This window comes from Afipia felis ATCC 53690, assembly GCF_000314735.2.
Classification (GTDB): domain Bacteria; phylum Pseudomonadota; class Alphaproteobacteria; order Rhizobiales; family Xanthobacteraceae; genus Afipia; species Afipia felis.
Genome location: NZ_KB375270.1, coordinates 3,460,095 through 3,485,322, shown reverse-complemented (window position 1 = coordinate 3,485,322; position 25,228 = coordinate 3,460,095). Strand labels below are relative to the sequence as shown.

At 61.3% G+C, this 25,228-nt stretch carries 26 protein-coding genes; 13 read left to right on the top strand and 13 right to left on the bottom strand.

Features of this window, described 5'->3' with window-relative positions; all coding sequences use genetic code 11:
• Positions 1-167 precede the first annotated feature (167 nt).
• The 4 genes from HMPREF9697_RS16615 (at position 168) to HMPREF9697_RS16600 (ending at position 5,422) form a co-directional block, all read left to right on the top strand.
• The gene (locus HMPREF9697_RS16615; RefSeq protein ID WP_002718406.1) at positions 168-1,601 is read left to right on the top strand and encodes a serine hydrolase; all 1,434 of its coding nucleotides are present in this window, start codon (positions 168-170) and stop codon (positions 1,599-1,601) included.
• Between the two features lie 145 nt (positions 1,602-1,746).
• The gene (locus HMPREF9697_RS16610; protein WP_002718405.1) at positions 1,747-3,435 is read left to right on the top strand and encodes a long-chain-fatty-acid--CoA ligase; all 1,689 of its coding nucleotides are present in this window, start codon (positions 1,747-1,749) and stop codon (positions 3,433-3,435) included.
• Complete coding sequence (locus HMPREF9697_RS16605) at positions 3,432-3,980, top strand: DUF924 family protein (RefSeq protein WP_002718404.1); 549 nt, start codon at positions 3,432-3,434, stop codon at positions 3,978-3,980. Before HMPREF9697_RS16610 ends, HMPREF9697_RS16605 begins: the two co-directional genes overlap by 4 nt.
• An 83-nt stretch (positions 3,981-4,063) precedes the next feature.
• Entirely contained in the window at positions 4,064-5,422 is a 1,359-nt protein-coding gene (locus HMPREF9697_RS16600) for a lipopolysaccharide biosynthesis protein (RefSeq protein ID WP_002718403.1), read from the top strand.
• A gap of 19 nt (positions 5,423-5,441) precedes the next feature.
• Here the strand turns inward: HMPREF9697_RS16600 and HMPREF9697_RS16595 are convergent, their stop codons facing one another.
• The 8 genes from HMPREF9697_RS16595 to cysG form a co-directional block, all read right to left on the bottom strand.
• Positions 5,442-6,230: a 3-hydroxybutyrate dehydrogenase gene (locus tag HMPREF9697_RS16595; RefSeq protein ID WP_002718402.1), complete on the bottom strand. Its 789-nt coding sequence runs from the start codon at positions 6,228-6,230 to the stop codon at positions 5,442-5,444.
• 145 nt (positions 6,231-6,375) lie between these two features.
• Positions 6,376-6,879: a CAP domain-containing protein gene (locus tag HMPREF9697_RS16590; protein WP_002718401.1), complete on the bottom strand. Its 504-nt coding sequence runs from the start codon at positions 6,877-6,879 to the stop codon at positions 6,376-6,378.
• Positions 6,880-6,984: 105 nt separating this feature from the next.
• Positions 6,985-8,031 (bottom strand): sulfate/molybdate ABC transporter ATP-binding protein, encoded by a 1,047-nt coding sequence (locus HMPREF9697_RS16585; RefSeq protein WP_002718400.1) that lies wholly within the window; start codon positions 8,029-8,031, stop codon positions 6,985-6,987.
• Positions 8,021-8,899, bottom strand: coding sequence for a sulfate ABC transporter permease subunit CysW (gene cysW, locus HMPREF9697_RS16580; RefSeq protein WP_002718399.1), 879 nt, complete (start codon positions 8,897-8,899; stop codon positions 8,021-8,023). Before cysW ends, HMPREF9697_RS16585 begins: the two co-directional genes overlap by 11 nt.
• 1 nt (position 8,900) lies before the next feature.
• Positions 8,901-9,728 (bottom strand): sulfate ABC transporter permease subunit CysT, encoded by an 828-nt coding sequence (gene cysT, locus HMPREF9697_RS16575; protein WP_040307988.1) that lies wholly within the window; start codon positions 9,726-9,728, stop codon positions 8,901-8,903.
• Between the two features lie 83 nt (positions 9,729-9,811).
• Complete coding sequence (locus HMPREF9697_RS16570) at positions 9,812-10,801, bottom strand: sulfate ABC transporter substrate-binding protein (RefSeq protein WP_002718397.1); 990 nt, start codon at positions 10,799-10,801, stop codon at positions 9,812-9,814.
• 123 nt (positions 10,802-10,924) lie between these two features.
• Positions 10,925-11,614: a phosphoadenylyl-sulfate reductase gene (locus tag HMPREF9697_RS16565; protein ID WP_051053950.1), complete on the bottom strand. Its 690-nt coding sequence runs from the start codon at positions 11,612-11,614 to the stop codon at positions 10,925-10,927.
• 11 nt (positions 11,615-11,625) lie between these two features.
• Positions 11,626-13,038 (bottom strand): siroheme synthase CysG, encoded by a 1,413-nt coding sequence (cysG, locus tag HMPREF9697_RS16560; RefSeq protein WP_002718395.1) that lies wholly within the window; start codon positions 13,036-13,038, stop codon positions 11,626-11,628.
• A gap of 143 nt (positions 13,039-13,181) precedes the next feature.
• Between cysG and HMPREF9697_RS16555 the strand changes: the two genes are divergently transcribed.
• The 4 genes from HMPREF9697_RS16555 (at position 13,182) to HMPREF9697_RS16540 (ending at position 18,669) form a co-directional block, all read left to right on the top strand.
• On the top strand, positions 13,182-13,496 hold the full coding sequence (locus HMPREF9697_RS16555; RefSeq protein ID WP_002718394.1) for a 2Fe-2S iron-sulfur cluster-binding protein: 315 nt from the start codon (positions 13,182-13,184) through the stop codon (positions 13,494-13,496).
• Between the two features lie 19 nt (positions 13,497-13,515).
• Positions 13,516-14,310, top strand: coding sequence for a sulfate adenylyltransferase subunit CysD (gene cysD / locus HMPREF9697_RS16550; protein WP_002718393.1), 795 nt, complete (start codon positions 13,516-13,518; stop codon positions 14,308-14,310).
• A 15-nt stretch (positions 14,311-14,325) separates the two neighbouring features.
• Positions 14,326-16,242: an adenylyl-sulfate kinase gene (gene cysC / locus HMPREF9697_RS16545; protein ID WP_002718392.1), complete on the top strand. Its 1,917-nt coding sequence runs from the start codon at positions 14,326-14,328 to the stop codon at positions 16,240-16,242.
• Positions 16,243-16,503: 261 nt separating this feature from the next.
• On the top strand, positions 16,504-18,669 hold the full coding sequence (locus tag HMPREF9697_RS16540; protein ID WP_002718391.1) for a malate synthase G: 2,166 nt from the start codon (positions 16,504-16,506) through the stop codon (positions 18,667-18,669).
• A gap of 58 nt (positions 18,670-18,727) precedes the next feature.
• On the opposite strand, the gene HMPREF9697_RS20750 is transcribed toward HMPREF9697_RS16540, so the two are convergent.
• The 3 genes from HMPREF9697_RS20750 to HMPREF9697_RS16530 all read right to left on the bottom strand — a co-directional run bounded on the left by HMPREF9697_RS20750 (position 18,728) and on the right by HMPREF9697_RS16530 (position 20,450).
• Positions 18,728-18,886, bottom strand: coding sequence for a Thivi_2564 family membrane protein (locus HMPREF9697_RS20750; protein WP_002718390.1), 159 nt, complete (start codon positions 18,884-18,886; stop codon positions 18,728-18,730).
• A 94-nt stretch (positions 18,887-18,980) separates the two neighbouring features.
• Positions 18,981-19,634, bottom strand: a complete 654-nt coding sequence (locus tag HMPREF9697_RS16535; RefSeq protein WP_002718389.1) for a DUF2865 domain-containing protein — start codon at positions 19,632-19,634, stop codon at positions 18,981-18,983.
• A 45-nt stretch (positions 19,635-19,679) separates the two neighbouring features.
• Positions 19,680-20,450 (bottom strand): L,D-transpeptidase, encoded by a 771-nt coding sequence (locus HMPREF9697_RS16530; protein WP_002718388.1) that lies wholly within the window; start codon positions 20,448-20,450, stop codon positions 19,680-19,682.
• A 278-nt stretch (positions 20,451-20,728) separates the two neighbouring features.
• Here HMPREF9697_RS16530 and HMPREF9697_RS16525 point away from each other — a divergent pair, with 278 nt between their 5' ends.
• The 3 genes from HMPREF9697_RS16525 (at position 20,729) to HMPREF9697_RS16515 (ending at position 22,756) form a co-directional block, all read left to right on the top strand.
• Complete coding sequence (locus tag HMPREF9697_RS16525) at positions 20,729-21,826, top strand: AI-2E family transporter (protein ID WP_002718387.1); 1,098 nt, start codon at positions 20,729-20,731, stop codon at positions 21,824-21,826.
• A gap of 99 nt (positions 21,827-21,925) precedes the next feature.
• The gene (locus tag HMPREF9697_RS16520; RefSeq protein ID WP_002718386.1) at positions 21,926-22,261 is read left to right on the top strand and encodes an ElaB/YgaM/YqjD family protein; all 336 of its coding nucleotides are present in this window, start codon (positions 21,926-21,928) and stop codon (positions 22,259-22,261) included.
• A gap of 75 nt (positions 22,262-22,336) precedes the next feature.
• The gene (locus tag HMPREF9697_RS16515) at positions 22,337-22,756 is read left to right on the top strand and encodes a hypothetical protein (RefSeq protein WP_002718385.1); all 420 of its coding nucleotides are present in this window, start codon (positions 22,337-22,339) and stop codon (positions 22,754-22,756) included.
• A 63-nt stretch (positions 22,757-22,819) separates the two neighbouring features.
• Here HMPREF9697_RS16515 and HMPREF9697_RS16510 read toward each other — a convergent pair whose 3' ends face one another.
• Entirely contained in the window at positions 22,820-23,224 is a 405-nt protein-coding gene (locus HMPREF9697_RS16510) for a hypothetical protein (protein WP_002718384.1), read from the bottom strand.
• Positions 23,225-23,422: 198 nt separating this feature from the next.
• Positions 23,423-24,223: a response regulator gene (locus tag HMPREF9697_RS16505; RefSeq protein WP_002718383.1), complete on the bottom strand. Its 801-nt coding sequence runs from the start codon at positions 24,221-24,223 to the stop codon at positions 23,423-23,425.
• A gap of 223 nt (positions 24,224-24,446) precedes the next feature.
• On the opposite strand from HMPREF9697_RS16505, the gene HMPREF9697_RS16500 reads away from it, so the two are divergent.
• Together HMPREF9697_RS16500 and HMPREF9697_RS16495 are read left to right on the top strand one after the other, a co-directional pair.
• The gene (locus HMPREF9697_RS16500) at positions 24,447-24,665 is read left to right on the top strand and encodes a NepR family anti-sigma factor (RefSeq protein WP_002718382.1); all 219 of its coding nucleotides are present in this window, start codon (positions 24,447-24,449) and stop codon (positions 24,663-24,665) included.
• Positions 24,665-25,213, top strand: coding sequence for a sigma-70 family RNA polymerase sigma factor (locus HMPREF9697_RS16495; protein WP_002718381.1), 549 nt, complete (start codon positions 24,665-24,667; stop codon positions 25,211-25,213). Before HMPREF9697_RS16500 ends, HMPREF9697_RS16495 begins: the two co-directional genes overlap by 1 nt.
• Positions 25,214-25,228 lie beyond the last annotated feature (15 nt).

The window sequence follows — 25,228 nt, the reverse complement described above, 5'->3', positions numbered from 1 at the left end:
CTTTCTCTCGCGCCCGAGCCGGTATAGGTTTGCCCGTCGCTCCATCCGTTTTCATGCATCCGCAAAGAGCGGCTCCATCGCAACGTGCCTGCCTGCTACGCCGGCGCCACAACGAACCGGACTTAAGCGTGACTGATTTTCTGCTTCGCCATTCCGGCGCATTTCGCATGTGGCTGATCGCAATCGCCGCCGCGTTGTCGCTGCACGTCTCGGCCACGCCCGCACATGCGGAAGCGTATCTGCTGTTCGACGCCAATTCCGGGAAGGTGCTGCAGGCGGAGAATGCCACCCAGCCGTGGTATCCGGCATCACTCACCAAGATCATGACCGCCTATGTGACGCTGACGGCGGTGAAGCAGGGCCGCATCAGCCTCAACACGCTGCTTACGGTTTCGCCGAACGCGGTGGCGCAGGCCCCGTCGAAAATGGGTTTCCCTGCCGGCACAACGGTGACGGTCGATAACGCACTGAAGATGATGATGGTGAAATCGGCGAACGACATGGCTGTCGTGCTCGCCGAAGGCGTCGGCGGCTCCATCGATGGCTTTGCGGGGATGATGAACGAGACCGCCCGGCAACTCGGCATGACGCAGAGTCATTTCGTCAATCCCAACGGCCTGCCCGACGACGCGCACATCTCATCGGCGCGTGACATCGGCATTCTCGCGCGCGCGTTCTATCGCGACCTGCCGGAGTACGAATATTTCGCGCACCTGCCTGGCATCAAATTCGGCCGCCGCGTGACGATGAACTTCAACAAGCTGATCGGCCGCTATCCCGGCGCCGACGGCATGAAGACCGGCTTCATCTGCGCCTCCGGCTTCAACCTGGTGGCAAGCGCCACGCGCAACGACAAGCATCTGATCGCGGTCGTGCTTGGCGCACCCTCCTCGGCGCAGCGCTCGATCAAGGCGGCCCAGCTTCTGGAAAAGGGATTCAGCGGCAGCAAGCTCGCCTGGTTGAAACCCTCTCTCGGCACGGTCGAGCAACTGCCTCCTCTCGAGGCCGCGCCGCCGAACCTGCGCGATCAGGTCTGTGGCCCGCATCGCAAGCGTCCTGCCGCCGAAGACGAGGACGACGACGTCCAGATCACGCTCGACAACAACAGCGATTCCGCGAATCCGGCTTTCGCGCTCGCCAAGCTTCAGGTCAACATCAAGGCATCGGACATCCTGTCGGTACCGGCCGTGCAGGCGCAACCGATCATCGTCTATACCGGGCCGACGCGAACAGGCTCCTCCCTGCTTGCGGCCGATGCGGAAGAAACGGCCAAACAGGCCGCAGCAAACAAGGCACTGCGCAAGGCGCGAACTGCTGCAAAGCGTGGCACGCACAAGCATGCCAAACCTGCGGTCGCATCAGCAGATAAACCGGAAGCAGCGAAACAGGCGACCTCAGCCGCGGGCAAGAAAAACACCGCCACTGCATCGGCCGCTCCAGCCGTGAAACCTGCAACCAAGCCCGCAGCACATTCTTCCACAAAACCTGCAGCTCACGCGAAACCGGTGGCGCACCCGGCCAAAAAGCCAGCGGCAAACGCTTCGGCCAAGCCGAAAGCAAAACCGACCACGTCGCAAAAAGACTCTGCTCCCAAAACCTGACAACGCGACACTTTCGCCGCAACACAAGACGGCGCGGCAAAATGTTCGGTGCGCATCCTGACGACGCACATGCTGTGTCTTGCGTTGATGCAGCCGCTCTCCGATACTTGCGCGCGCAATAGCTGCGCTGATTTCGGGAGATGTCATGGAACGTATCTGGCTCAAAAGCTATCCGCCCGGCGTGCCGGCGGATATTGATGCGAGCCGTTACGCCTCGCTTGTCGACCTGATCGAGGAAAGCATGACGGCCTTCGCCGGCCGCACCGCCTTCACCTGCATGGGGAAGTCGCTGAGCTACCGGGACTACGACGAATTCTCCGCAGCGCTCGCCGCCTATTTCCAGAGTCTTGGCCTGCCCAAGGGCGCGCGCATCGGGGTGATGATGCCGAACGTGCTGCAGCACCCGATCGCCTCCACCGCGATCCTGCGCGCGGGCTACGTCGTGGTGAACATCAACCCGCTCTACACGCCGCGCGAGCTTGAAGTGCAACTCAAGGACAGCGGCGCTGACGCCATCATCGTGCTGGAAAATTTCGCCCACACGCTGGAGAAAGCGCTGGCCGTCACGCCGGTGCGTCACATCATCGTGGCAACACTCGGCGACCTGATGGGTTTCAAGGGCAGGATCGTCAATTTCGTCGTGCGGCACGTCAAAAAACTGGTGCCCGCGTTCTCGCTCTCCGGCGCAGTACCGTTCAACGAAGCATTGGCGCGCGGGCGCAGCCTTGCATTCAAGAAGCCGGCGCTCGCCCCTGACGATATCGCTTTCCTGCAATACACCGGCGGCACCACCGGCATCGCCAAGGGCGCCGTGCTGCTTCATCGCAACATCGTCGCCAACGTGCTGCAGAACGACGCCTGGCTGCAGCCCGCCTTGAAGAAGAAGCATATCGAAGGCCAGTTTCTTCAAGTCTGCGCGCTGCCGCTCTATCATATCTTCGCGCTGAGCGCCTGCTTCCTGCTGACATTGCGCGCGGGCGGGGCCAGCCTGCTGATCCCCAACCCGCGCGACATTCCAGGCTTCATCAAGGAATTGAAGCAGTACCGCATCCACAGCCTGCCAGCGGTGAACACGCTCTACAACGCGCTGCTCAATACGCCCGGATTCGATGACATCGATTTCACACATCTGATCGCCTGCGCAGGCGGCGGCATGGCCGTGCAGCGCACGGTCGCCGAGGAATGGAAGAAGCGCACCGGCTGCGCCATCGCGGAAGGCTACGGTCTGTCCGAAACATCGCCAGTGTTGACCTGCAATCCGTCCAACATCGACGACTTCAACGGCACGGTCGGGTTGCCGTTGCCGTCGACAACGATCTCGATACGCGACGATGCCGACAATGAAGTGCCGATCGGCGAGCGCGGTGAGGTTTGCGCGAACGGCCCTCAGATTATGCAGGGTTACTGGAATAAGCCCGACGAGACCGCAAAGGCGATTTCGCCGGATGGATTCTTTCGCACAGGTGACATCGGCATGTTATCGCCGGAGGGTTATCTGCGGATCGTGGACCGGAAGAAAGACATGATCCTCGTGTCCGGTTTCAACGTCTACCCGAACGAGGTCGAGGAAGTGCTCGCCAGCCACCCCGGCGTGCGGGAATGCGCGGTGATCGGCGCACCGGATGGGAAGTCCGGTGAGGTGGTGAAAGCATTCGTGGTGAGGAAGGACCCTCATTTGACCGAACAAGCGCTGCACGCCTTCGCTTTGGACCAACTCAGCCACTACAAGGCGCCGAAGCGCATCGAATTCCGCGACGAGCTACCCAAATCCAATGTCGGAAAGATCCTGCGCCGTGCGCTGCGCGATGAAGAAATGGCGAAGACCAAGCGATGACGACCTCGTTTTCTCCCGATGACATCATCTCGTTCTGGCGGAATGCTGGAGAAGACCGCTGGTTCAAGGCGAACGCGGATTTCGACGCCGAAGTACGCGAGCGGTTTCAGACCTTGTGGCAGGACGCACGCAACGGTCAGCATGCCGATTGGATGAAAACGCCCGAAGGCATGCTGGCGCTCATCATCGTGCTCGATCAGTTTCCGCGAAACATGTTTCGCAGCAGTGCCGAGGCTTTCGCGACCGATCCGCAGGCGCTTGCGCTCACCAAGCGCGCCATCGAACTGGGCATGGACCAACGCATCGGCCCAGACCTTCGCGCGTTCGTCTACATGCCGCTGATGCATTCGGAAGACCCGAAGGATCAGCTTCGCTGCATCGAGGTGTTTCGAGCGTTTGGCAATGCAAACAATCTTGCGTTCGCGGAAATCCATGCCGACATCATTCGCAAATTCGGCCGCTTTCCCCACCGCAACGCGATGCTCGGACGGCAGACGACAGCGGAGGAAGCGGCCTTCCTCGCCGACGGCGGTTTCTCCGGATAGGCCGCCCAACAATATCTTAACGAATCCTTGCTAGGCCGAGCCATCGCCGCAGAAGCGGCAGACGGATCATCATTTTGGCCCTCATGGATGCGCAAAGCCCGACGAACTGGCTGGAGCGGCTGCGCGGCGCGCTGGGAGGCACCAGCGAGGCCTCGCTGACGAACCGCCTCGCAGGCACCGTGTTCGTCATTCGCGTGTTCAGCGCAGGCCTTGCGTACCTGTCGCAGATTCTGCTGGCGCGCTGGATGAACGGTTCGGAATACGGCGTCTTCGTCTACGTCTGGACCTGGGTGGTGCTGATCGGCAGTCTGCTCGATTTCGGCCTCTCTGTTTCGGCACAAAAGCTGATCCCCGAGTATCGCGGCAGCGGCAAACACGCGCTGCTGCGCGGCTTCCTGACCGGCAGTCGCCTGATGGTGTTCGGCACGTCGAGCGTGATGGCTCTTGTGTTTGCCGGCATCGTTTATCTGCTGACGCCGTCGCTGGAAGCAAACCTGCCGACACCGCTTTACATCGGCTGCCTGATTCTGCCGGCTTTCGTGGTCGCCAACATGCAGGACGGCATCGCGCGCTCGCACGACTGGATACGGCTCGGCCTGATGCCGCAATTCATCGTCCGCCAGACGCTGATCATCGCCTTCACGACAGGCATGGTCGCACTCGGGCTGCATCTCGGTGCGACCGCAGCGACCCTTATCAGCGCCGCCGCGGTGTGGGTTGCGATGATCGGGCAAATGATCGTGCTGAATCGTCGTCTGCGCGGCAGTGTGGCCCCCGGCCCGCGCGCTTATGAGATTCCGAACTGGCTCAAGCTGTCGCTTCCCATCATGATGGTGGAAGGTTTTTTTCTGCTGTTATCCCACATCGATATTCTGGTGCTGCAGCAGTACAGATCCGCTGAAGAAGTCGGCATCTACTTCGCGGTGGTGAAGACACTCGCACTGGTATCGTTCATTCACTACGCGATGTCCGCGACGACCGCGCATCGCTTCACTGAATATTATACGAGCGGCGACACCGAACGACTCTCGGCCTATGTCACGCACGCGATCAAATGGACATTCTGGCCTTCGCTTGCGGCGACGCTGGTGCTGCTGGCATTTGGCGAGCCGCTGCTGTGGCTGTTCGGACCGCAATTCACCGCCGGTTACGGCATTATGTTCGTTGCCGCGATCGGGCTGATCTCACGCGCGGCGATCGGGCCGGTCGAGCGGCTTCTGAACATGAGCGGCAATCAGAACACCTGCGCGCTGGCCTATGCGAGTGCATTTGTCGTGAATATCGTGCTGTGCGTGATCCTGGTGCCGCGCTACGGCGGCTATGGAGCCGCTGCCGCAACCTCGACCGCGCTGGTTTTTGAAAGCATCGTTCTGTTCGCGCTCACCAAGCGCAAGCTCGGCCTGCACGTCCTCGTCTTCGGCGGACGGCAGGCCTCCTCCTGAGAGCGGGCTTGTCGAACGGCTACGCCGCCGTCCATCCGCCGTCGATCGACAGATTGGCGCCGGTGATCTGGCTCGCATCGTCGCCGCACAGATAGAGCGCAAGGGCCGCGACCTGTTCGGACGTCACGAATTCCTTGGTCGGCTGCGCCAGCAGCATCACGTCCTTGATGACCTGATCTTTGGTCATGTTGCGCGCCTTCATGGTGTCGGGGATCTGTCGCTCGACCAGCGGCGTCCAGACATAGCCGGGGCTGATCGCGTTACAGGTGATCTTGAAGGTCGCAAGCTCCAGCGCCACGGTCTTGGTCAGGCCCGCGATGCCGTGCTTGGCCGCGACATAGGCCGACTTGAAGGGCGAGGCCACCAGCGAATGCGCCGACGCGGTATTGATGATGCGGCCCCAGCCGCGCTTCTTCATACCAGGCACAGCGGCGTGGATCGCATGAAAGGCAGATGACAGATTGATGGCAATAATCGCGTCCCATTTGCCGAGCGGAAATTCCTCAACTGGAGAGACGAACTGAATACCGGCATTGTTGATGAGAATGTCGACCGAGCCGAAAGTCTTTTCCCCCAGCGCGACCATTTCGGCGATCTCGGCAGGCTTTGTCATATCGGCAGGCGAATGCACCGCCTTCACGCCGAATTCGCGCTCGATGCCGGAGCGTTCCTTTTCGATGTCGGCGGGCTCACCCATGCCGTTGAGCACGATATTCGCGCCTGCTTTGGCTAAAGTGCGCGCGTAAGCGAGACCGATACCGCTGGTCGATCCGGTGATGACGGCGGCCTTGCCTGCCAGGGAAGTCATTGCGTGCTCCTGCGTCCTGAAGAATGTCGCGGAGAACGTGGGGCGTGATCGAGGCGCCGTCAATCCCGACAAGCGCAGGACAGACTGCAATCTTTTTGACGCGTTTTCTTAACGCGAACCGGTTTCCACTTCGCTTGAAAACGCTCTAGCGATCCGGCGCGGCCAGGATCATGGTCCAGAACACCTTGTATTTGGAATTCGGCGCATAGACCGCGGCGATGCCCATCTTGTTCACGCCGGAGGCCAGCATATTGGCGCGGTGCGAGGGCGAGTCACGCCAGCCGGAAAACGCTTCCGCCATGGTGTGGTAGCCAGCGGAAATATTCTCGACCGCCTTCGCGGCATTGAAGCCCGAGGCCTTCACGCGCTTACCGAACGGCGCTGCGACATCGTGATCAAGCTTGTTCTTCCCGGCCATAGCACGCGACTGGGTCTCAGCGGCCGCCATTAATTCGGAATCGATCGTCACCGCGCCAAGGCCGTTGTTCTGACGGTATTGGGAGATCATCGAGGCCGCCGCAACGGCATCGAGCTTGGCATTGGGATTGGCCATGCTGACGTAAAACGACGGCTGTTCGGTCGAAACCTCGTTCCCGGCACAACCGGCGAGCACCAGCAATCCCAGAATGGCGGCGGCAATTCGTAACATATGTGCAAAGGCCCCTCGAAGAGGCCGTTGTTGCACAGGAACAATGGCTGAAAGGTGAACGCGGCGACGATTTCCCCGGACGGAAGCTTCCTTTTGGCCGCTGATTCAGGCCTCAGCGAAAATACGGAACCGGCGCGGCTGAAGCCCCACCACATCTCCCGATTTCAGCCCACGGTCACGCGGCGCATCAATCTCAATCACGGTCTCCCCACCCCCCACATGCAGCGCGATATCGGCCCGCTGCGTCGGCCCGAAGGTGCGCACATGCCTGACGTCACCCTCGAGAAGCCCGCTGCCCGCCGCACCGACTGCGACATCGTGACGGCGGATGAACAGTTTCGAAGGCCCCGCAACACTGCCTTGCGCATCCAGCGCGAGGGTCGTCTCGCCGAGACGAACCTGCCCATCGACGACCTGCACAGGCAGCACGATCGATTCGCCGATAAAGCCATGCACGAAGGCGCTGGCGGGATTGTCATACACGTCGTCCGGCGAGCCGACCTGCTCGATCCTGCCCTTGTCCATCACCACCACACGGTTGGCGACTTCCAATGCCTCCTCCTGGTCGTGAGTGACGAAAATCGACGTGACATGAATCTCGTCATGCAACTGGCGCAGCCAACGCCGCAGTTCCTTCCGCACCTTGGCATCGAGCGCGCCGAACGGCTCATCAAGCAGCAGGATGCGCGGCTCGATCGCCAGCGCGCGCGCCAACGCGATGCGCTGACGCTGGCCGCCCGACAGTTGCGCGGGATAACGGTCGGACAGCCAGTCCAGTTGAACGAGATCGAGCAATTCCTTCACGCGCCGTCGAATGGACTCTTCGCTCGGGCGCACCGCGCGCGGCTGCACCCGCAGGCCGAAGGCGACATTCTCGAATACGGTCATATGGCGGAACAGCGCGTAGTGCTGGAAGACGAAACCAACATTGCGCTCGCCCGCGCCACGCGCGAGCGCATCGTTGCCATCGAACCGCACCGATCCTGCATCAGGCCAGTCGAGCCCCGCGATGATGCGCAAAAGCGTGGTCTTGCCGGAGCCGGATGGGCCGAGCAGCGCCAGCAGCTCGCCATCGTCCACTCTAAGGCTGACATCGTCGAGCGCCTTGAACGCGCCGAAGCGTTTGACGAGGTTACGAACATCAATCGTCACTTGCGGGTTGTCCTTCCAAATGTCCTTCGAGGATGGTCTTGGCGACCAGCGTCACCAGCGCCAGCAGCGCCAGCAGCGAGGCGACGGCAAAGGCCGCAACGAGCTGATACTCGTTGTATAAAATCTCCACGAGCAGCGGCATCGTGTTGGTCTCGCCGCGGATATGGCCGGACACCACCGAAACCGCGCCGAACTCGCCCATCGCCCGCGCGTTGCACAACAGCACGCCGTACAGAATGCCCCATTTGATATTGGGAACGGTGACGCGGAAAAATGTCTGGAGCCCGGACGCGCCAAGCGAGATCGCAGCCTCCTCCTCCTGCGTGCCCTGCTCCTGCATCAGCGGAATCAATTCGCGCGCAACGAACGGAAAGGTGACAAACGTCGTCGCCAGCACAATGCCCGGTGTCGCGAACAGGATCTGAATGCCGTGCTGCTGCAGCCAGACGCCGAACAGACCCTGGGTGCCAAACAGCAACACAAAAACAAGACCTGAGATCACAGGGCTGACCGAGAACGGAAGATCGATCAGCGTGATCAGCAGCGTCTTGCCTCTGAACTCGAACTTGGCAATCGCCCACGCCGCCAGCAGGCCAAAAACAAGATTGGCGCTCACCGAGATTAGCGCCGTCGTTAACGTCAGAAGAATCGCCGACAGCGTCTCGGGGCCGCTAAGCGCATCGAAATAGGCCAATACGCCCTTAGCCAGCGCGGTGACGAAGACCAGCACCAAGGGCAACAGCACGAAGATCGAGAGAAACCCGATCGCAAAAGCGATGACGAGGAAGCGCAGAACGCGCGGCTCCGAGCGTGCATCGGGGCGCGCCAACGGCAGAACCTGGCTTGAGGTGAGAACAAAATCGCTCATTTCAGTAACCTGCGGCGCCGCGGGTCTGGGCCCAGCGCTGAATGCGGTTGATGACAAAAATGATCAGGAAAGCGGCAACCAGCATGACGACCGCGATCGCCGTTGCATCGGCATAGCGGAATTCGGACAGCCGGATCACGATCAGCAGCGGCGCGATTTCCGACACGTTCGGCAGATTGCCCGCGATAAAAATCACCGAGCCGTACTCACCGACCGCGCGCGCGAAAGCGAGCGCGAAGCCAGTGAGAATGGCCGGTGTCAGACTCGGCAATATGACTCTCGTGATGACCTGCCAGCGCCGTGCACCGAGGCTGCTTGCGGCCTCCTCAAGCTCTGGTTCCAGATCGGCCAGTACCGGCTGCACAGTGCGCACGACAAACGGAATGCCGATGAAGATCATCGCCACGAAAATGCCGAGCGGCGTGAAGGCCACCTTGATCCCGAGCGCAGCCAGCGGCGCGCCAAGCCAGCCAGTGGTGCCGAACAAAGTACTCAGCGCGATGCCCGCGACCGCCGTCGGCAGGGCGAAGGGAATATCCACGATCGCATCGAACAGACGGCGGCCGGGGAAATCATAGCGCGTCAGCGCCCAGACCACGACGACACCCGCCACGAGATTGACCAGAGCCGCAGCGAAGGCGATGCCGAACGACACCGACAGCGCATGAAGGATGCGCCCGCTCGTGACCGTCTCGACGAACCCGGAAAAGCCGAGCTCCGCGGTCTTTAGAAACAGACACGCAAGTGGCAGCAGAATTAGAACCGAAAGCCACGTCAGCGACAGCCCCAGGGTCAACCCGAACCCCGGCAACACGCTTCGTTTCGTCAACACACTCACAGCGCCTCGCTTGCTTTCATAAACCGGACTGCCGAGCACTGGTGCGCCCGGCAGCCTTCGTTCACAGTCGCTCGTCAGTTCTTGTAGATCTTGTCGAACACACCACCTTCGGCGAAGTGATCCTTCTGCGCCTTGGTCCAGCCGCCGAACACGTCGTCGATGGTGAACAGGTCAACCTTGGCGAAGTTTGTCTCGAACTTCTTCGCAACCGCCGGATCGCGCGGCCGGTAGAAATTGCGCGCAGCGATCTCCTGACCTTCCGGCGTGTACCAGTGCTTCAGATAGGCCTCGGCAACGGCGCGCGTCCCCTTCTTGTCGACGACGCTGTCGACAATTGCCACCGGCGGCTCGGCCAGAATGGAGACCGATGGCGCCACGATCTCGAACTTATCCGCACCGAACTCCTTCACGGCGAGATACGCTTCATTTTCCCAGGCAAGCAGCACGTCGCCCACGCCGCGTTCGACGAATGTCACGGTCGAACCGCGCGCACCGGTATCGAGCACGGGCACGTTCTTGTAGATGTTGGCGACGAACTCGCGCGCCTTGTCCTCGGAGCCGTATTTCTTCAGCGCATAGCCCCAGGCCGCGAGATAATTCCAGCGCGCGCCGCCAGACGTCTTCGGGTTCGGCGTAATTACGCTCACGCCGGACTTAACGAGGTCATCCCAGTCCTTGATCGCCTTCGGATTCCCCTTGCGAACAAGAAAGACAATAGTCGAGGTATAGGGCGAGGAATTCTGCGGCAGGCTCTTCTGCCAGTCCTTTTTTAGCGCTCCCTTATTGGCAATGGCATCGATGTCATAGGCGAGCGCAAGCGTCACAACGTCCGCCTGCAGGCCGTCGATCACCGAACGCGCCTGCGATCCCGAGCCACCGTGCGACTGCTTGATCTCGACGGTCTTGCCGGTTTCCTTCTGATAGGCAGCCGCGAAGGACTTGTTGAAGTCGACGTAGAGCTCGCGCGTCGGGTCATACGATACATTCAGCAACGAATAATCGGCGGCATGCGCGGTGCCCGCAATCACGAATCCCGCGAGCGCAAGTAGAGTACGACGGATCATTCAAATCTCCATTCGAACTGACGACAAAGCGTCATCAGCGATGGAGCTACAGTCCGAAACTCACGTACTTACGTCAACGAAACGGGATTTCTTTGTTTGATGCGATGCGCAACGAACGTGCTATCAAGTCTTCGCAACGTGGATGCCGCATTCTGTCTTCGCTTTTCCGCGCCAGCGACCGGCCCGCGCGTCTTCACCCGGCGCACTTCGACTCGAGCACGGCATGCATCCCACAGATGCGAATCCTGACGCGACCAAAGGATGCTGCGGCAACTTCGCGTCAGCATAAAGCGCCTTCAATTCCTCTGCCGTCACATTCGCCAGCGGATTGAATTTCAGCCGAGCACCCTCGATCTCAACGACAGGAATGGCGGCGCGTGCTCCGCCCTGAAATCGCTTGCGGCCATTAAGCCACGCTTCGAATGGCGCCAGCGCGCGCGTCAGCGGCTCAACCTTGCGCAGATGACAGCACCGATCCGGATCGGTCAGCCACAATTCGCGATCCGCATCCTGCCGCGCGACATCCTCGGTCAGAGGATGGATCGTGCGCACGTCGGTCAGGCCGAGATGCTCGATCAGCGTGTTGCGATAGGCAAGCGTTTCCTCGAACAGCCAGCCGGTGTCGAGAAAGATCACCGGGATCGCGGGATCAACATCGGCTGCGAACTTCAACAGCGCCGCCGATTCCGTGCCGAACGACGACACCAGCGCGAGCTTGTCGCGCCCGACCGCATCGAGCGCCGCGCGGATAATGTCCGCAGGCGAAGCATCGTTCAATCGCGCGTCCAACGCTGCTACATCTGCAACTTTCATATCCAATGCCGTCACTCGACTTTCTCCATCAGGCTGGCGGCCAGCCGATCGAAATCCGAACGCCGCCACGGCAGCGAGCGCGACACAACATCTCCGATGATGAGGATCGCAGGGCCGTTCTCCACCTGCGTGACGAGGTCTGGAAGCTGGTCGAGCGTGCCGACCACGGCCTTCGCATCCGGCCGCGTCACACGCGCGAACACACCGACTGGCGTATTCGGCGAGCGGCCCGCGGCCAGCATTCCCGCGCGGATCGCAGGCGCCGCGGTGATACCCATGTAAACCACCACCGTCATCGCGACGTCTGTTAGCAGCGACCAGTCCACTATCTCGGCATCATGAGTCTTGTGCGCCGTGAGGAAGGTAATGCGCGTGGCCTTCTTGCGGAACGTCAGCGGCACCTCGAATTGCGCCGCCGCTCCTATGCCAGCGGTGACGCCCGGAACGACGGCGTAAGCCACACCCGCTTCGCGCAGCGCCGCGATCTCCTCGCCGCCGCGACCGAAAATGAAGGAATCGCCCCCCTTGAGGCGAACGGCGCGTTTGCCCTCGCGCGCGGCCTCGATCATCAACCTGTTGGTAGCCTCCTGCCCGATGCCCGGCTTGCCGATACGGCGACCGACCGAAATTCGGGCAGCATCACGGCGCGCGCGATCAAGCACCTCGGGTGACACCAGATCGTCGTAGAAAATCACGTCTGCATCCTGCAGCGCGCGCAGCGCCTTCACCGTCAGCAAATCGGGATCGCCCGGCCCTGCGCCGACCAACGTGACGAGGCCGCGTTCAGATGTGAAGGCGACAGGATCTTCGATCGCATTCAGCGCATGCTCGGCTTCGCTTTCGCGTCCAGACAGAACAAGCGCGCCAATCGGCCCATCGACAATGCGTTCCCAGAATTTCCGCCGATCGGACATCTCGGGCAATCGCGTCTGCATCGGCTTGCGCCAACGACCAATGAACCCCGCGAGGTCGCCGATGCGCGCGGGCAGAATGCTTTCGATCTTCTCGCGCACGCGCCGCGCCACCACCGGCGAACTGCCGCCCGTGCCGACCGCGACAACGACATCGCCGCGATCAACGATGGCGGGGAAAATGAAGGTCGAATGCGTGAGATCGTCCATGACGTTAACGGGAATGCCGACCGCCCGTGCGCGCCTTGCCACGTTTTCGCCCAACTCCCCCGCCCCGGCGCAGAGAATGGCAATGACACCATTCAGGTCGGCTGTTAAAGGATCGCCGGCGCGTTCGACCCGGCCGACAGCCTCGCTATCGAGACCGGCGTCGTAGTCGCCATCCACGGCAAACCATCTCACCCGCGCTCCCGCTGACAACAGCAGCCGCAGCTTTGCCCGCACCAGATCCCCTGCGCCCACAAGAAGAACGGGCCCGGTTTGAAGGTCGAGAAAGATCGGCAGGAAGCGCATGACAACTCGGAGCTCGAATTCTGGGATTGACTAGAATTTATTTCTATATATGTATCTTCAAAATACACAACATAGAATTTAATTCTACTACAAATCGATCCTGACGAAGAATTTTCGCCTCCCCAACCAGTGAAACAAGGGAAATGTATCTTCTTGTCGAAGACCGCGACGGCCAAGAGCACAAACTGGAGAGTCTGGACGGCTGGCGCGTCATGGAGGTCATCCGTGATTGGGGCCTCTCGATCAAGGCCGAGTGCGGCGGCGCCTGCGCCTGCGCCACCTGCCACGTCTATGTCGACCCGGAGTGGGTCGGGCGCCTCGTACCGCCGACCGACGAGGAAATCGACATGCTCGACGGGGCGTTCTTTGTCGAACCGAATTCACGACTTGCCTGCCAGATCCTGATGACTCCCGAGATCGACGGCCTGCGCGTCAAGCTGGCCCCGGGATCGGAGTAGCAACCAACGATGAGGACGCATGGACCATCTCGACGAGCTTGAAGCACAAAGCATCTACATTCTTCGGGAAGGGTTCGCGCGCCTGAAACGGCTCGCCTTGCTGTGGTCGCTCGGCAAGGATTCGAACGTCATGATCTGGCTCGCCCGCAAGGCGTTCTTCGGCAAAGTGCCGTTTCCTTGCCTGCATGTCGACACGCAGAAGAAATTCCCGGAAATGTATGCCTTCCGGGATCACTACTCCAAAGAATGGGGCCTCGATCTCAAGATCGATTTCTGCCCGCCGGTCGAGGAGGTCGATCCCACGCTGCCGCCGGCAGCCCGCTCCGCCGCGCGCAAGACCGAAGGCCTCAAGCTCGCACTCGCAAAGTACGGCTTCGACGGTCTGATCGCCGGCATCCGCCGTGATGAGGAAGCCACCCGCGCCAAGGAACGCGTGTTCTCGCCGCGCGGCACCGAAGGTGGATGGGACGTGCGCGACCAGCCGCCGGAATTCTGGGATCATTTCAACGCCTCAGTGCCGACCGGCGCGCATCTGCGCATCCATCCGATCCTGCATTGGACCGAGACCGACATCTGGGCCTACACCCAGCGCGAGAACATTCCGATAATCCCGCTTTATCTCGCGAAGGACGGCAAACGCTATCGCTCGCTCGGCGATCAGGACATCACTCATCCCGTTGCCTCGCATGCGACGAGCATCCCCGAGATTCTCGCCGAACTGCACAGCACCAAGGTGCCGGAGCGCGCCGGCCGCGCGCTCGATCACGAGACCGAAGATGCCTTCGAGCGACTGCGTGTCGCCGGCTATCTGTGAAGCGGGAGCAACGCCATGACCATTCTTGTTTCTCCGTCCACCGTTCCGCATGCCTCGAGTGGCGAGCGCCCGCAAGTCAGCATCGTCATCGTCGGCCACGTCGATCACGGCAAATCGACCCTTGTCGGCCGCCTGCTGCATGAGACCGGCAGCCTGCCGGACGGCAAACTCGAAATGCTGAAGGCCGTCAGCGCACGGCGTGGTATGCCGTTCGAATGGTCGTTCCTGCTCGACGCGCTGCAGACCGAGCGCGACCAGGGCATCACCATCGACACCACGCAGATTCGTTTTCGCACGCCGTCGCGCGACATCGTTCTGATCGACGCGCCCGGCCACGCGGAATTCCTGCGCAACATGATCACCGGCGCGTCGCAGGCCGACGCCGCCGTGCTGATCATCGACGCGCTCGAAGGCGTGCGCGACCAGACCCGCCGCCACGGCTATCTGTTGCATCTGCTCGGCGTGAAACAGGTCTGCGTCGTCATCAACAAGATGGATCGCGTCGATTTCAGCGAAGCGCGTTTCGACGAGATCAAACGCGAGATCAGCGAACATCTCACCGGGCTCGGCGTGACGCCAACCGCCGTGATTCCGATTTCCGCGCGCGATGGCGATGGCGTCGCGCACAACACACCGCGGATCAGCTGGTACAAGGGTCCGACGGTCGTCGGCGCGCTCGACACGCTGACGCCGACACGCGCCCTCACCGAATTGCCGCTGCGCCTGCCGGTGCAGGCAATCTACAAATTCGACGACCGCCGCATCATTGCGGGCCGCATCGAGGCAGGGCGGCTTTCGCCCGGCGACGAGATCGTCATCATGCCCGCAGGCAAGATCGCGAAGATCAAGACCGTCGAAAGTTGGCCGCAGACGCCGCTGAGTGGACCACAAGGTGCTGGCCGCTCGGTCGGCATCACGCTGGACCGCGAACTATTTCTCGAGCGCGGCGACGTCATCGCGCACACGGCGACGGCACCGCGCGACACGCGCCGCCTGCACGCCCGCATCTTCTGGCTGCACGAGACGGCGCTGAAGACCGGCGATACGGTTCTCGTGCGCATCGGCACGATGGAGAGCCGCGCCACAGTGGTCGCCATCGAGAAGGCGGTCGACCCCGGAGAACTGACAGGCATCGCGAGCACGTCGATTGCGCGCAACCATGTCGGTGAAATCGATCTGTCGCTTGCCAGACCCGCTGCCGCCGACCCTTATGCCGACAATCCGCGCAACGGGCGGCTGGTCATCGAAGTCGGCGGCCGGATCGCGGGCGGCGGCCTCGTGCTCAGCATCGATACCGGGCAACGCGCGGTCCCGGTCGACATCGTGCCGGTGGAATCCGCCCTGCAGCCGGAAGAGCGGGCCGCGCGCCATCATCACGCGGGCGCGGTGCTGTGGTTCACCGGCCTGCCCGGCGCCGGCAAGTCGACGCTTGCGCTCGCGCTGGAGCGCAGGCTGTTCAGCCGCGGCGGCTCCGCGATATTGCTCGACGGCGACACGCTGCGCGCAGGGCTCAACAGCGATCTCGGATTTTCCGCCGACGACCGGCGCGAAAACATCCGCCGTCTCGCCGAGGTCGCGGCTCACCTTGCCCGCAACGGTCACATCGCCATCGTCGCAGCGGTCTCGCCGGCCGCGGAAGATCGCGCCCAGGCCCGGCGCATCGCCGACGATCTCTTCCGCGAGATCTATGTGTCGACCCCCGCCGAGGTTTGCGAAAGCCGCGATCCGAAAGGCCATTACGCCAAGGCGCGGGCGGGCGGCCTGCCCGGATTCACCGGCACCGGCACCGATTACCAGCCGCCCTCCGCCGCCGAACTCGCGCTCGACACTGCCACAAGTTCTGTCGCGGAAGCCGTCGGCGAAATCGAACGGATGCTGCTTGCGAGCCACGTGCTGCAACAGGAACCGATGGATATTGCGGCCCATATCTGACGGCTGGTCACGGATGTCCCACAACCTGCGACAAAATTGGCCCAGTGGTAGAGTCAAATTGTAACTTTTGTAAAAATAGATTTGCAAAGTCGAAATGTGCAGTCGCATTCGTGCGCCTTAGGTCTAATAGGTGCTATGCAGCAAAATGCTTCTCTTTCTGAGGCATTTATCGTTAGATCGGCCCAACTCACTTCATTTCGGCGGACATTTCATTCCATTTTTTGAAATGGCCGCCGACGTTTGTTTGGGAATGGGACTGATATGACTCGTACAGAAATCGCCGGCCTGAAGATTGCTCCTGTCCTCGCAGAATTCGTTGCGAAGGAAGCCGTACCTGGCACCGGAATTTCCGCCGAAAAATTCTGGAATGGCGTCGCTACGCTGGTGAAGGAATTCGCCACTGACAATCAGGCGCTTTTGAAAAAGCGCGACGAACTGCAGGAGCAGATCGACGGGTGGCATCGCGCCCATCGCGGCAAGCCGATCGACCTCGCGGCCTACACCGCGTTTCTGAAGGAGATCGGCTATCTCGTGCCTGAACAGCCGACGCAGCCCGTCAAAACCGCCAATGTCGACGACGAGATTGCCTACATTCACGGGCCACAGCTCGTCGTGCCGCTGAGCAACGCACGCTATTCGCTCAACGCCGCCAACGCGCGCTGGGGCAGCCTGTATGACGCGCTGTATGGCACCGACGCGATCCCCTACGATTCCGGCTACAAGGCGAACGGCTACGACAAGAACCGCGGTGCCAAGGTCATCGCGAAGGCCAAGGAGTTTCTCGACCAGTCCGTGCCGCTTGCCAACGGTAGCCATGCCGACGTCACCGGCTATGCTATCGAGAAGGGCGAATTGGTCGCGCGGCTTGCGAGCGGCACGACCGCGTTGAAAAACCCGGCGCAGTTCGTCGGCTCCAAGGGCGATGCCGCCGCGCCGTCGACGATCCTGCTCGTTAATCATCGGCTGCACATCGACATCGAAATCGACCGCACCGCGATGATCGGCAAGGACGATCCTGCCGGCGTCAACGACATCATCATCGAATCCGCGGTGACGACCATTCTCGACATGGAAGACAGCGTCGCCGCCGTCGATGCCGAGGATAAGGTTCTGATCTATCGCAACACCCTGGGCCTGATGCAGGGCACGCTGAAGGCTGAGTTCAGCAAGGGCGGCAAGACAGTCCACCGCGCGCTGAACGAAGACCGTTCCTACACCGGCCGCGACGGCAAGGAGTTCACGCTCCCCGGCCGCAGCCTGATGCTGGTGCGCAATGTCAGCATTCACATGTACACCGATGCCGTGCTCGATGCGGCTGGTCACGAGATCCCCGAAGGCATTCTCGACGCCGCCATCACCGCGCTGCTCGCACTGCACGACCTCAAGGCGCGCCGCAACAGCCGCTCCGGCTCGGTCTACATCGTGAAGCCGAAGCTGCATGGCCCGGATGAAGTGGCCCTGACCGTCCGTCTGTTCGGACGCGTGGAAGAAGTGCTCTCACTGCCGGCCAACACGCTCAAGGTCGGCATCATGGACGAGGAGCGCCGCACCACCGTCAACCTGAAGAACTGCATCCAGAACGCCTCCGAGCGCGTCTGCTTCATCAACACCGGCTTCCTCGACCGGACCGGCGACGAGATCCACACCTCGATCGAAGCAGGCCCGATGGTCCGCAAGGCCGAGATGAAGGCAAGCGCCTGGATCAAGGCCTACGAGGATTCGAACGTGGATACAGGCCTGCTCGACGGCCTTCCCGGCCACGCCCAGATCGGCAAGGGCATGTGGGCAGCGCCGGACAAGATGGCGGACATGCTGGCACAGAAGATCGCGCACCCGCAGGCGGGCGCCGCAACCGCATGGGTGCCCTCGCCGACCGCAGCCACGCTGCACGCGATGCACTATCATCTCGTCGACGTCGATGCGCGCCAGAACGAATTGAAGTCGCGTCCGCGCGCCAAACTCTCCGACATCCTCACCATTCCGCTCGCCAACTCCAACTGGTCGACGGACGATGTGAAGGAGGAGCTCGAAAACAACTGCCAGAGCATCCTCGGCTATGTCGTGCGCTGGCTCGATCAGGGCATCGGCTGTTCAAAGGTGCCGGACATCCACAATGTCGGCCTGATGGAAGACCGCGCCACGCTGCGCATCTCCAGCCAGTTGCTGGCGAACTGGCTGCACCATGGTGTGATCGCTCCTGAACAGGTGATGGAAGCGCTCAAGCACATGGCGGTCATCGTCGACAAACAGAACGAGGGCGACCCGGACTACAAGCCAATGGCGCCCCGCTACGATGGCATCCCCTTCCAGGCCGCCTGCGACCTGATCTTCAAGGGCCGCGAGCAGCCGAACGGCTACACCGAGTTCATCCTTCATGCGCGCCGCCGCGAGATCAAGGAAGCCGCACGGCAGAAGCTGGCGTCCTGAGGGTCGGCATCGCGACAAACAAAAAGCCCGGCCTTTGCGCCGGGCTTTTTCATGTCCGCTACAGCGTGATGTATCGCACCAGAGAGAGAATGCCGATGATGATAACGACGATGCGGATGATCTGCTTCGCGCGCCCCTCGATCGGCAGCATGTTGACCAGATACAGAACCAGGATAACGACGACGAACGTAATCAGTGCGCTGATGAGCAATGCCATGAAGGTCCCGCTTGTTTGACCGCGGCGGAGGGAGATGTCCGCCTTTCATCGAGCCAACGCGCAACGGAACCTGAAGTTCCCGCCGGGGAACGGACTACTGCGCCGCCATTACGGGAATGGTCTCGAAGCGGGAGGCCGCGCGCTTCGTTTGAGCGGGACTGACCTTCAGAGACAGACGCCCCGACTTGGTGCCGTTCGCCACCAGCGTACCGTCTCCAGCGGCGATCAGATCGCCCTTGCGCAGAGTCGGGTCATCCTTGACGTCGATGTGTGCGAGCCCGCCCGGCGTCTTGCCGTTACAGGTGCATCCGGTCACAAGCTCGGTGCGATAACGAAACGCATTGGGAAGCGCCGAATAAGGTTTACCGCTGTCGGTGGCGGCGCTGTCGATGTCATGCCCAAACACAACCTTGGTCGCGCTCGCAGGACAGAGACTCTGGCACATCTCGGCCTTGCTCTCGTTTCCTGTCGCGCCCATCGGGAAATAGCGACCGTCGCAGGTCCGCACGCAGTAGGCTTTCGAAGGTCCCGATGCGACGCGCGGTTGCGGCTGCGCATCGCCATTGCCCCCATAGCCACCGGGATCGGCGAACGGCATCACAGGCGCATGACGGCTCGGTTGCACGAATCCGCCGAACAGCGATGAGAAAAAATCCTGCGCTTGGACCGGCGAGCCTGAGACAGCCGTAACGGCCATCAATCCTGCTGCAATGAATGTTGCCCCACGGACGGTTTTGTTCGGCTGCATTCGATTGGTCCTCATGCCCTGCTGTGCGTCCCTACAGGGGCAGCGTTAATCGAGCTTCGACAACTGCATCGGCTGGCCTGCCCTTTCCGCGCCGCTGGTTAGCGACGCCTGAGAGCGGATCGCGCGTTTTGCTTCAAATTGCGGAGAACCGCCCTTCGGCAGCACGATCACCTTGGAGCCTACCTTCACGCGATTGAAGAGATCCTCGACATCGGTGTTGGTGAGGCGGATGCAGCCACTCGATACGAACTTGCCGATGGTGGTGGGATCGTTGGTACCGTGAATGCGGTAATCGCTATGGCCGAGATACATCGCTCGCGCGCCGAGCGGATTGCCCGGGCCGCCCGCGACGAAGCGTGGCAGGTAAGGCTGGCGTGCGATCATCTGTGCCGGGGGGTGCCAATCCGGCCATTCCGCCTTGCGCGAAATGGTCTGCACGCCCGCCCATGTGAAGCCTTCCCGCCCAACGCCGACGCCATAACGGATGGCGCGATTGCCGCCGAGAACAAGGTACAAATACGTATTGCGTGTATCGATGATGATCGTGCCCGGTGCCTCGCGGCTTGGATAGGACACGACAGTGCGCTTCAAGCGCGCCGGCAAAAGGCTGTCTTCCGTCGCTTCATCATCAGGCATAGCAGATGGCGCCGCACCCTGCGGCCAGTACAGGCCCGGCTGTACCGCATAACTCAGCGACTGCGCCGAAGCAGGCGCGGCCATGAGCATCGCCGCTGCCATGACAAATACACCAGCGCTCCAGTTGAGCATCGAGCGCAACGCAAAAAAGTCCCTCGCACCGCCAGATTGGTCACTCATGACACCACGCCTCCGCGCATCCCACGATGCGAGCGCGAAGCCAATGCGCAGACAAGCCTTGTGGTTCCTTCGCGCCTGAGCGGCCCGATCACAAAACACGCGAACTACAAATACGGAACCATTGCCCGTACAGCCTCGTTATGAGGCCTGTCAGATCGACGCTTCTCGATGCCGGCATTCGTCGTCGAAAGGGATTTTTGCGTCTGACAGGCAGCCGGCGTTTCTGTCGTCCCATTCAAGTTGAGGCCATCGCCGGATGCCGATCGAGCGAAAAACCCATGCATGAACGCGCGATCGAGACCATAGGCGAGCCCCTTCCCGAAAGCGCCACCATCTCGCCTCCCATCATCCAGCGTGCCGAAGTCGTCGCCTTCTGTCTGGTGGCGCTGTTGGTCCTCTCCGTCGTCGCAGTGCTGTATGTGGCGCGCGCGTTCTTCCTGCCGGTCGTCACCGCGGTCATTCTCGGCACCATGCTTTCGCCGGCAGCCAAGCGTCTCGAAGCTTTCAAGGTGCCGCGTCCGGTTTCGGCCGCACTGATCGTGGTCCTGACCTGGGCTGCCTTCGTGCTGATGATCGGGCTGATATCCGTGCCGGTGATGGACTGGTTCGGCAAGCTGCCTGAGCTTGGTCCGATCCTGAAAGACAAGCTGCATGTATTCGACCGGCCGCTGGCGATCTGGCACCAGTTGCAAGCGCTGCTGGGTACGCCGGACACGGCGGAGCCATCGTTTCAGTTGCCGAAAGTGGCGTGGGTACAGCCCACGATCGAATTCCTCTCGCCGACCTTCACGGAAATCCTGCTGTTCTTCGCGGTGCTGGTGCTCTTCATCGCAAGCTGGCCGGACCTGCGTCGCGGTCTGGTGATGAACTTCCCCAATCATGAATCCCGGCTGCGAATGCTGAGAATTCTCAACGCCATCGAGACCAATCTCGGCGGCTACCTGCTCACGGTCACGCTCATCAACGCAGGTCTCGGCATAGCCACAGGACTCGCTTGTGCCTTCACACACATGCCCAACCCGGCAGGCCTGGGAGGGCTCGCCGCAACGCTGAACTTCATTCCCATCATCGGGCCGATCCTGATGTTTGCGATCCTGCTGTGTGTGGGTCTCGTCGCGATGCCGACACTGACCGGCGCGCTGATCGCACCTTTGGCCTTTGCCGTGATCGCTTTCACCGAAGGGCATTTCATCACACCGACCATCATCGGGCGCCGTCTGTCGCTCAACGCGCTCGCCGTGTTTCTCGCTCTGGCGTTCTGGACCTGGCTATGGGGGCCGATGGGCGCGTTTCTATCGTCTCCGCTGCTGATCGTGGGGCTCATCGTCAAGGAGCACATGATGCCCGAGCGCGACCAGCAACTACCCAACGACTGACGCGCGGGAACCTTACGTGATGGGGCCGCGTTTCTGCTGCACACGCCCCGCCGCGCGGCGGGGCTTCGATATGCGTCCCGGTAACAGGAAATCCAGCACATGACCGATCAAGCCGCTCTTGACCGCCTTCAGAAAGATTTTGATGCCGTCAGAAAAGACGTTTCAAATCTCGCACAGCAGCTCACCGAGTCCCTGAATTCGCTCGCTGGCGACGCCCAGACCCGCGCTCGGCGCGGCTATCGTCAGGCACGCGCGCAGGTCGATGCCGCCGTCTCCGATGCGGCCGAGCGCGGCAGCGCGGCGCTCGACATGGCACAGGACGCCGCCAACTCGCTGGAAGAAACCATCGAGGATGCAATCACCGAGCGTCCCATAGCGGCCGTCGGCCTTGCCATCGGCCTCGGCTTTCTCATCGGCGTGACGTGGCGCCGCTGATCTCCCTGCACCTTCAAGGCGGACGCATTGGCGGCCGCCTTTTCGTTTGTCTCCTTTTGATTGATCGAGGCTTTCATGCTCGACAAGTTTGTTGACGACCTGAAGGAAAGCGCCGGGACCGTGGCACGGCTCACATCGCTCGCTGTTGCGGTTGCCGTTTGTCTTTTCATCACCACAGCATTCCTGTGCGCGGCGGCGTTCATTTTCGTGCTGGGCAAATACGGTCCGGTCTATGCCTGCCTCGCAGGGGCCGGCGTGTTCTTCGTCTGCGCAGTGCTGGCAGCAATCTGCTACGCGCTACGCAAGCGCGCCATCCGGAAGCGCCCTGTCGAGGCCGCGAAGTCGACCCTGCAGACTGCGCTTAGCGATCCGCTGGTGATGGCCACCGCATTGCAGGCTGTACGGGTCATCGGCGTGAAGCGTTTGATACCCCTACTCGCGATCGGTGGCATAGCCTTGGGCCTTATGGCGAAGCGGACCCACGCAAAAGAATAAAGGCATCAAAAAATCGCCCGCCAAACGGCGGGCGGTCAGAACCAAAATATCCCTTTGCAAAATTCAAGTCACACAACGCGAGGGCTGCAGCACCTTTGCCACCGACGTCAGCACGCTGACGGAAGGCTCGCACGCCACCATACGCTTGCCGGTCGATGCGCGATCGGCTGGAGGAGCCGCGTTGCGATCGGTCGCGTTCTGACCGCTTGCTGGAAGCTGCACACGCATCATCACCGAACTGTCGGCATCCGGTAGACGGAAGGATACGGTGAGATTCTGCCCTTGCGCCGACGGAGTCGTCAGACGGTCGCCTTTGCCCGCACGCATGACCTGAGCGGCAGCATCGGATTGCACGCTTGCAACCGTCTGCCGTTGCTGGTCGCCTTTTGCGGAGACTTCGAGATGCACAGTGCTGAAAGCCAGCGTCGCCGCCGCCGCACCTAAAATTCCTGAAGCCAACTGAAACATGGTCGTCGTCGCTTCTGCCAAACGCACCACAAACGATGCGCCAGATAACGATTGCCCAGAGGCTTCGTTCCTGCATCCGGCAACGGACGGTTAGTCTTTAGAGGTACCCCGATTAGTTAGTTCCGCTTCTTCGCACCGCCCCGCATACAAAAAAGCCCCGCTCGCGCGGGGCTTTGCATTGTTGCATCGGGTAAGCCGTCAGGCATTCGCCCGCTGATTACGATTGCGTGAGTTCCTTTGAAAGAACAGCGCCTGGCTCGCCACCGCCGAAACCATCGCTGGCTGGAACGGCTTCGAAATCAGGAAGGCTGGCTCCGGCCGCTCCCCGGTGAGGAAGCGCTCCGGATAGGCGGTAATGAACACCACCGGCACCTCGAAGGTACGCAGCAATTCGTTCACCGCATCGAGACCCGAACTGCCGTCCGCGAGCTGAATGTCGGCCAGGATCAGGCCCGGCCGTTTGGTCTTCGCCAGCGCCAACGCATCGCTGTGGGTGCGCGCAACGCCGATGACGTTGTGGCCGAGGTTCTTCACCAGGCTTTCGAGATCCATGGCGATGAAGGTCTCGTCCTCGATGATCAGCACATCGGTCGCGATCTCGGCCGCGAGTTCGCGGCCTGCGGTGTCGGTCAAGGTACGAACTTCCGCAACGGGAATGTCGAGAATGAAGCCGACTTCCTCTTCGGAGAAACCTTCCAGCGACAGCAGCAGAAAGGCCTGCCGCGCAAGCGGCGTGATGTTGGAAAGCCGACGCTCAGAGGCGGCCTGAGGAACAGGCTCGCCTTCATCGTTCAGCGCGACCGAATTCCATATCTTGGTGAAGAGACGAAACAGACCGATGCGGGGACCGCGGCTCTCATCCAGCAAGGAGGGATCCTGCAACAGGGCTTCCAGCATCGCGCCGACATAAGAATCTCCGGACGCCTGGCTTCCTGTCAGCGCGCGGGCATACCGGCGCAACAGAGGCAAATGTTCAGCAACAAGCTGAGAACGGGACATACCCCCTCCATTAATCGATATCGTGTGGCTGCAGGCGATCAGGACTATGTCCCGGAAGCCGTGCACCTATCTACCCCCAAGGGCGATTAAAGTTCCCTCTTCTCGGAACTTTCCGGTTCGAACCGCATTAGATTTTTCGAGAATAGCCAGCGAGCTATCGCGCCAACTGAAAAAAGCATTCTCCTTGAAGGAGTTAACCCATGGCGACAGCATGGATTCACCCATGAAAGACCCCAAGCCGCTTCCAAACAAGCCGGCCCCCAAAAGCGGCCTCAATGCAGAAATCCAGGCCCGGATCGGCCATCAGCTCCGCGCTATGTACGACGATGTGGTCAAACAGGGCGTCCCGGACCGGTTTGCCGATCTGATCCGTAAACTGGATGCCGGCGAAACCCCGGCTGACGCCGAGGGCCTGCCGCAAAACAGTATCGGGAGGGATTAATGCCTCTCACAGATTCCCTTCGCGACGAAATCCTTGCGTCCGTGCCGAGCCTGCGCGCCTTCGCGATTTCCTTGAGTGGAAAGAGCGACCGTGCCGACGATCTGGTTCAGGAAACGCTGTTGCGCGCACTCGCCAACATCGACTCGTTTCAGCCTGGCTCCAACCTGCCGGCCTGGCTGTTTACGATCCTGCGTAACCTGTTTCGCTCCGACTACCGCAAGCGGCGGCGCGAGGTGGAAGACGCCGAAGGAAGCTATTCGAAAACGCTGAAGTCGCAGCCTGCGCAAAGCTCGCATCTCGAGTTCGAGGAGTTTCGCGCGGCGCTCGAAAAGCTTCCGCAGGACCAGCGCGAAGCCCTGATCCTGGTCGGCGCTTCCGGCTTCTCCTACGAGGATGCGGCTGCGATTTGCGGATGCGCCGTCGGCACCATCAAGAGCCGCGTCAACCGCGCCCGCTCGAAACTCAGCGCCATGCTGTATGTCGACGGCACGGAAGATTTCGGCCCCGACAGCACGGTTCGTGCCGTGATCGGCGGCAGCGGCAACTGACCGCTACTGCCCTCA

Coding starts and splice junctions, on each gene's coding strand:
- cysD (WP_002718393.1), top strand. CDS start 13,516: ATGGACCATCTCGACGAGCTTGAAGCACAAAGCATCTACATTCTTCGG.
- HMPREF9697_RS16570 (WP_002718397.1), bottom strand. CDS start 10,801: ATGATCCGTCGTACTCTACTTGCGCTCGCGGGATTCGTGATTGCGGGC.
- HMPREF9697_RS16595 (WP_002718402.1), bottom strand. CDS start 6,230: ATGACTTCCCTGGCAGGCAAGGCCGCCGTCATCACCGGATCGACCAGC.
- cysW (WP_002718399.1), bottom strand. CDS start 8,899: ATGAGCGATTTTGTTCTCACCTCAAGCCAGGTTCTGCCGTTGGCGCGC.
- HMPREF9697_RS16520 (WP_002718386.1), top strand. CDS start 21,926: ATGACCGATCAAGCCGCTCTTGACCGCCTTCAGAAAGATTTTGATGCC.
- HMPREF9697_RS16530 (WP_002718388.1), bottom strand. CDS start 20,450: ATGAGTGACCAATCTGGCGGTGCGAGGGACTTTTTTGCGTTGCGCTCG.
- HMPREF9697_RS16590 (WP_002718401.1), bottom strand. CDS start 6,879: ATGTTACGAATTGCCGCCGCCATTCTGGGATTGCTGGTGCTCGCCGGT.
- HMPREF9697_RS16495 (WP_002718381.1), top strand. CDS start 24,665: ATGCCTCTCACAGATTCCCTTCGCGACGAAATCCTTGCGTCCGTGCCG.
- HMPREF9697_RS16515 (WP_002718385.1), top strand. CDS start 22,337: ATGCTCGACAAGTTTGTTGACGACCTGAAGGAAAGCGCCGGGACCGTG.
- HMPREF9697_RS16505 (WP_002718383.1), bottom strand. CDS start 24,223: ATGTCCCGTTCTCAGCTTGTTGCTGAACATTTGCCTCTGTTGCGCCGG.
- HMPREF9697_RS16500 (WP_002718382.1), top strand. CDS start 24,447: ATGAAAGACCCCAAGCCGCTTCCAAACAAGCCGGCCCCCAAAAGCGGC.
- HMPREF9697_RS16510 (WP_002718384.1), bottom strand. CDS start 23,224: ATGTTTCAGTTGGCTTCAGGAATTTTAGGTGCGGCGGCGGCGACGCTG.
- HMPREF9697_RS16565 (WP_051053950.1), bottom strand. CDS start 11,614: ATGAAAGTTGCAGATGTAGCAGCGTTGGACGCGCGATTGAACGATGCT.
- HMPREF9697_RS16535 (WP_002718389.1), bottom strand. CDS start 19,634: ATGCAGCCGAACAAAACCGTCCGTGGGGCAACATTCATTGCAGCAGGA.
- HMPREF9697_RS16525 (WP_002718387.1), top strand. CDS start 20,729: ATGCATGAACGCGCGATCGAGACCATAGGCGAGCCCCTTCCCGAAAGC.
- cysG (WP_002718395.1), bottom strand. CDS start 13,038: ATGCGCTTCCTGCCGATCTTTCTCGACCTTCAAACCGGGCCCGTTCTT.
- HMPREF9697_RS16605 (WP_002718404.1), top strand. CDS start 3,432: ATGACGACCTCGTTTTCTCCCGATGACATCATCTCGTTCTGGCGGAAT.
- HMPREF9697_RS16540 (WP_002718391.1), top strand. CDS start 16,504: ATGACTCGTACAGAAATCGCCGGCCTGAAGATTGCTCCTGTCCTCGCA.
- HMPREF9697_RS16615 (WP_002718406.1), top strand. CDS start 168: ATGTGGCTGATCGCAATCGCCGCCGCGTTGTCGCTGCACGTCTCGGCC.
- HMPREF9697_RS20750 (WP_002718390.1), bottom strand. CDS start 18,886: ATGGCATTGCTCATCAGCGCACTGATTACGTTCGTCGTCGTTATCCTG.
- HMPREF9697_RS16600 (WP_002718403.1), top strand. CDS start 4,064: ATGGATGCGCAAAGCCCGACGAACTGGCTGGAGCGGCTGCGCGGCGCG.
- HMPREF9697_RS16610 (WP_002718405.1), top strand. CDS start 1,747: ATGGAACGTATCTGGCTCAAAAGCTATCCGCCCGGCGTGCCGGCGGAT.
- HMPREF9697_RS16555 (WP_002718394.1), top strand. CDS start 13,182: ATGTATCTTCTTGTCGAAGACCGCGACGGCCAAGAGCACAAACTGGAG.
- cysC (WP_002718392.1), top strand. CDS start 14,326: ATGACCATTCTTGTTTCTCCGTCCACCGTTCCGCATGCCTCGAGTGGC.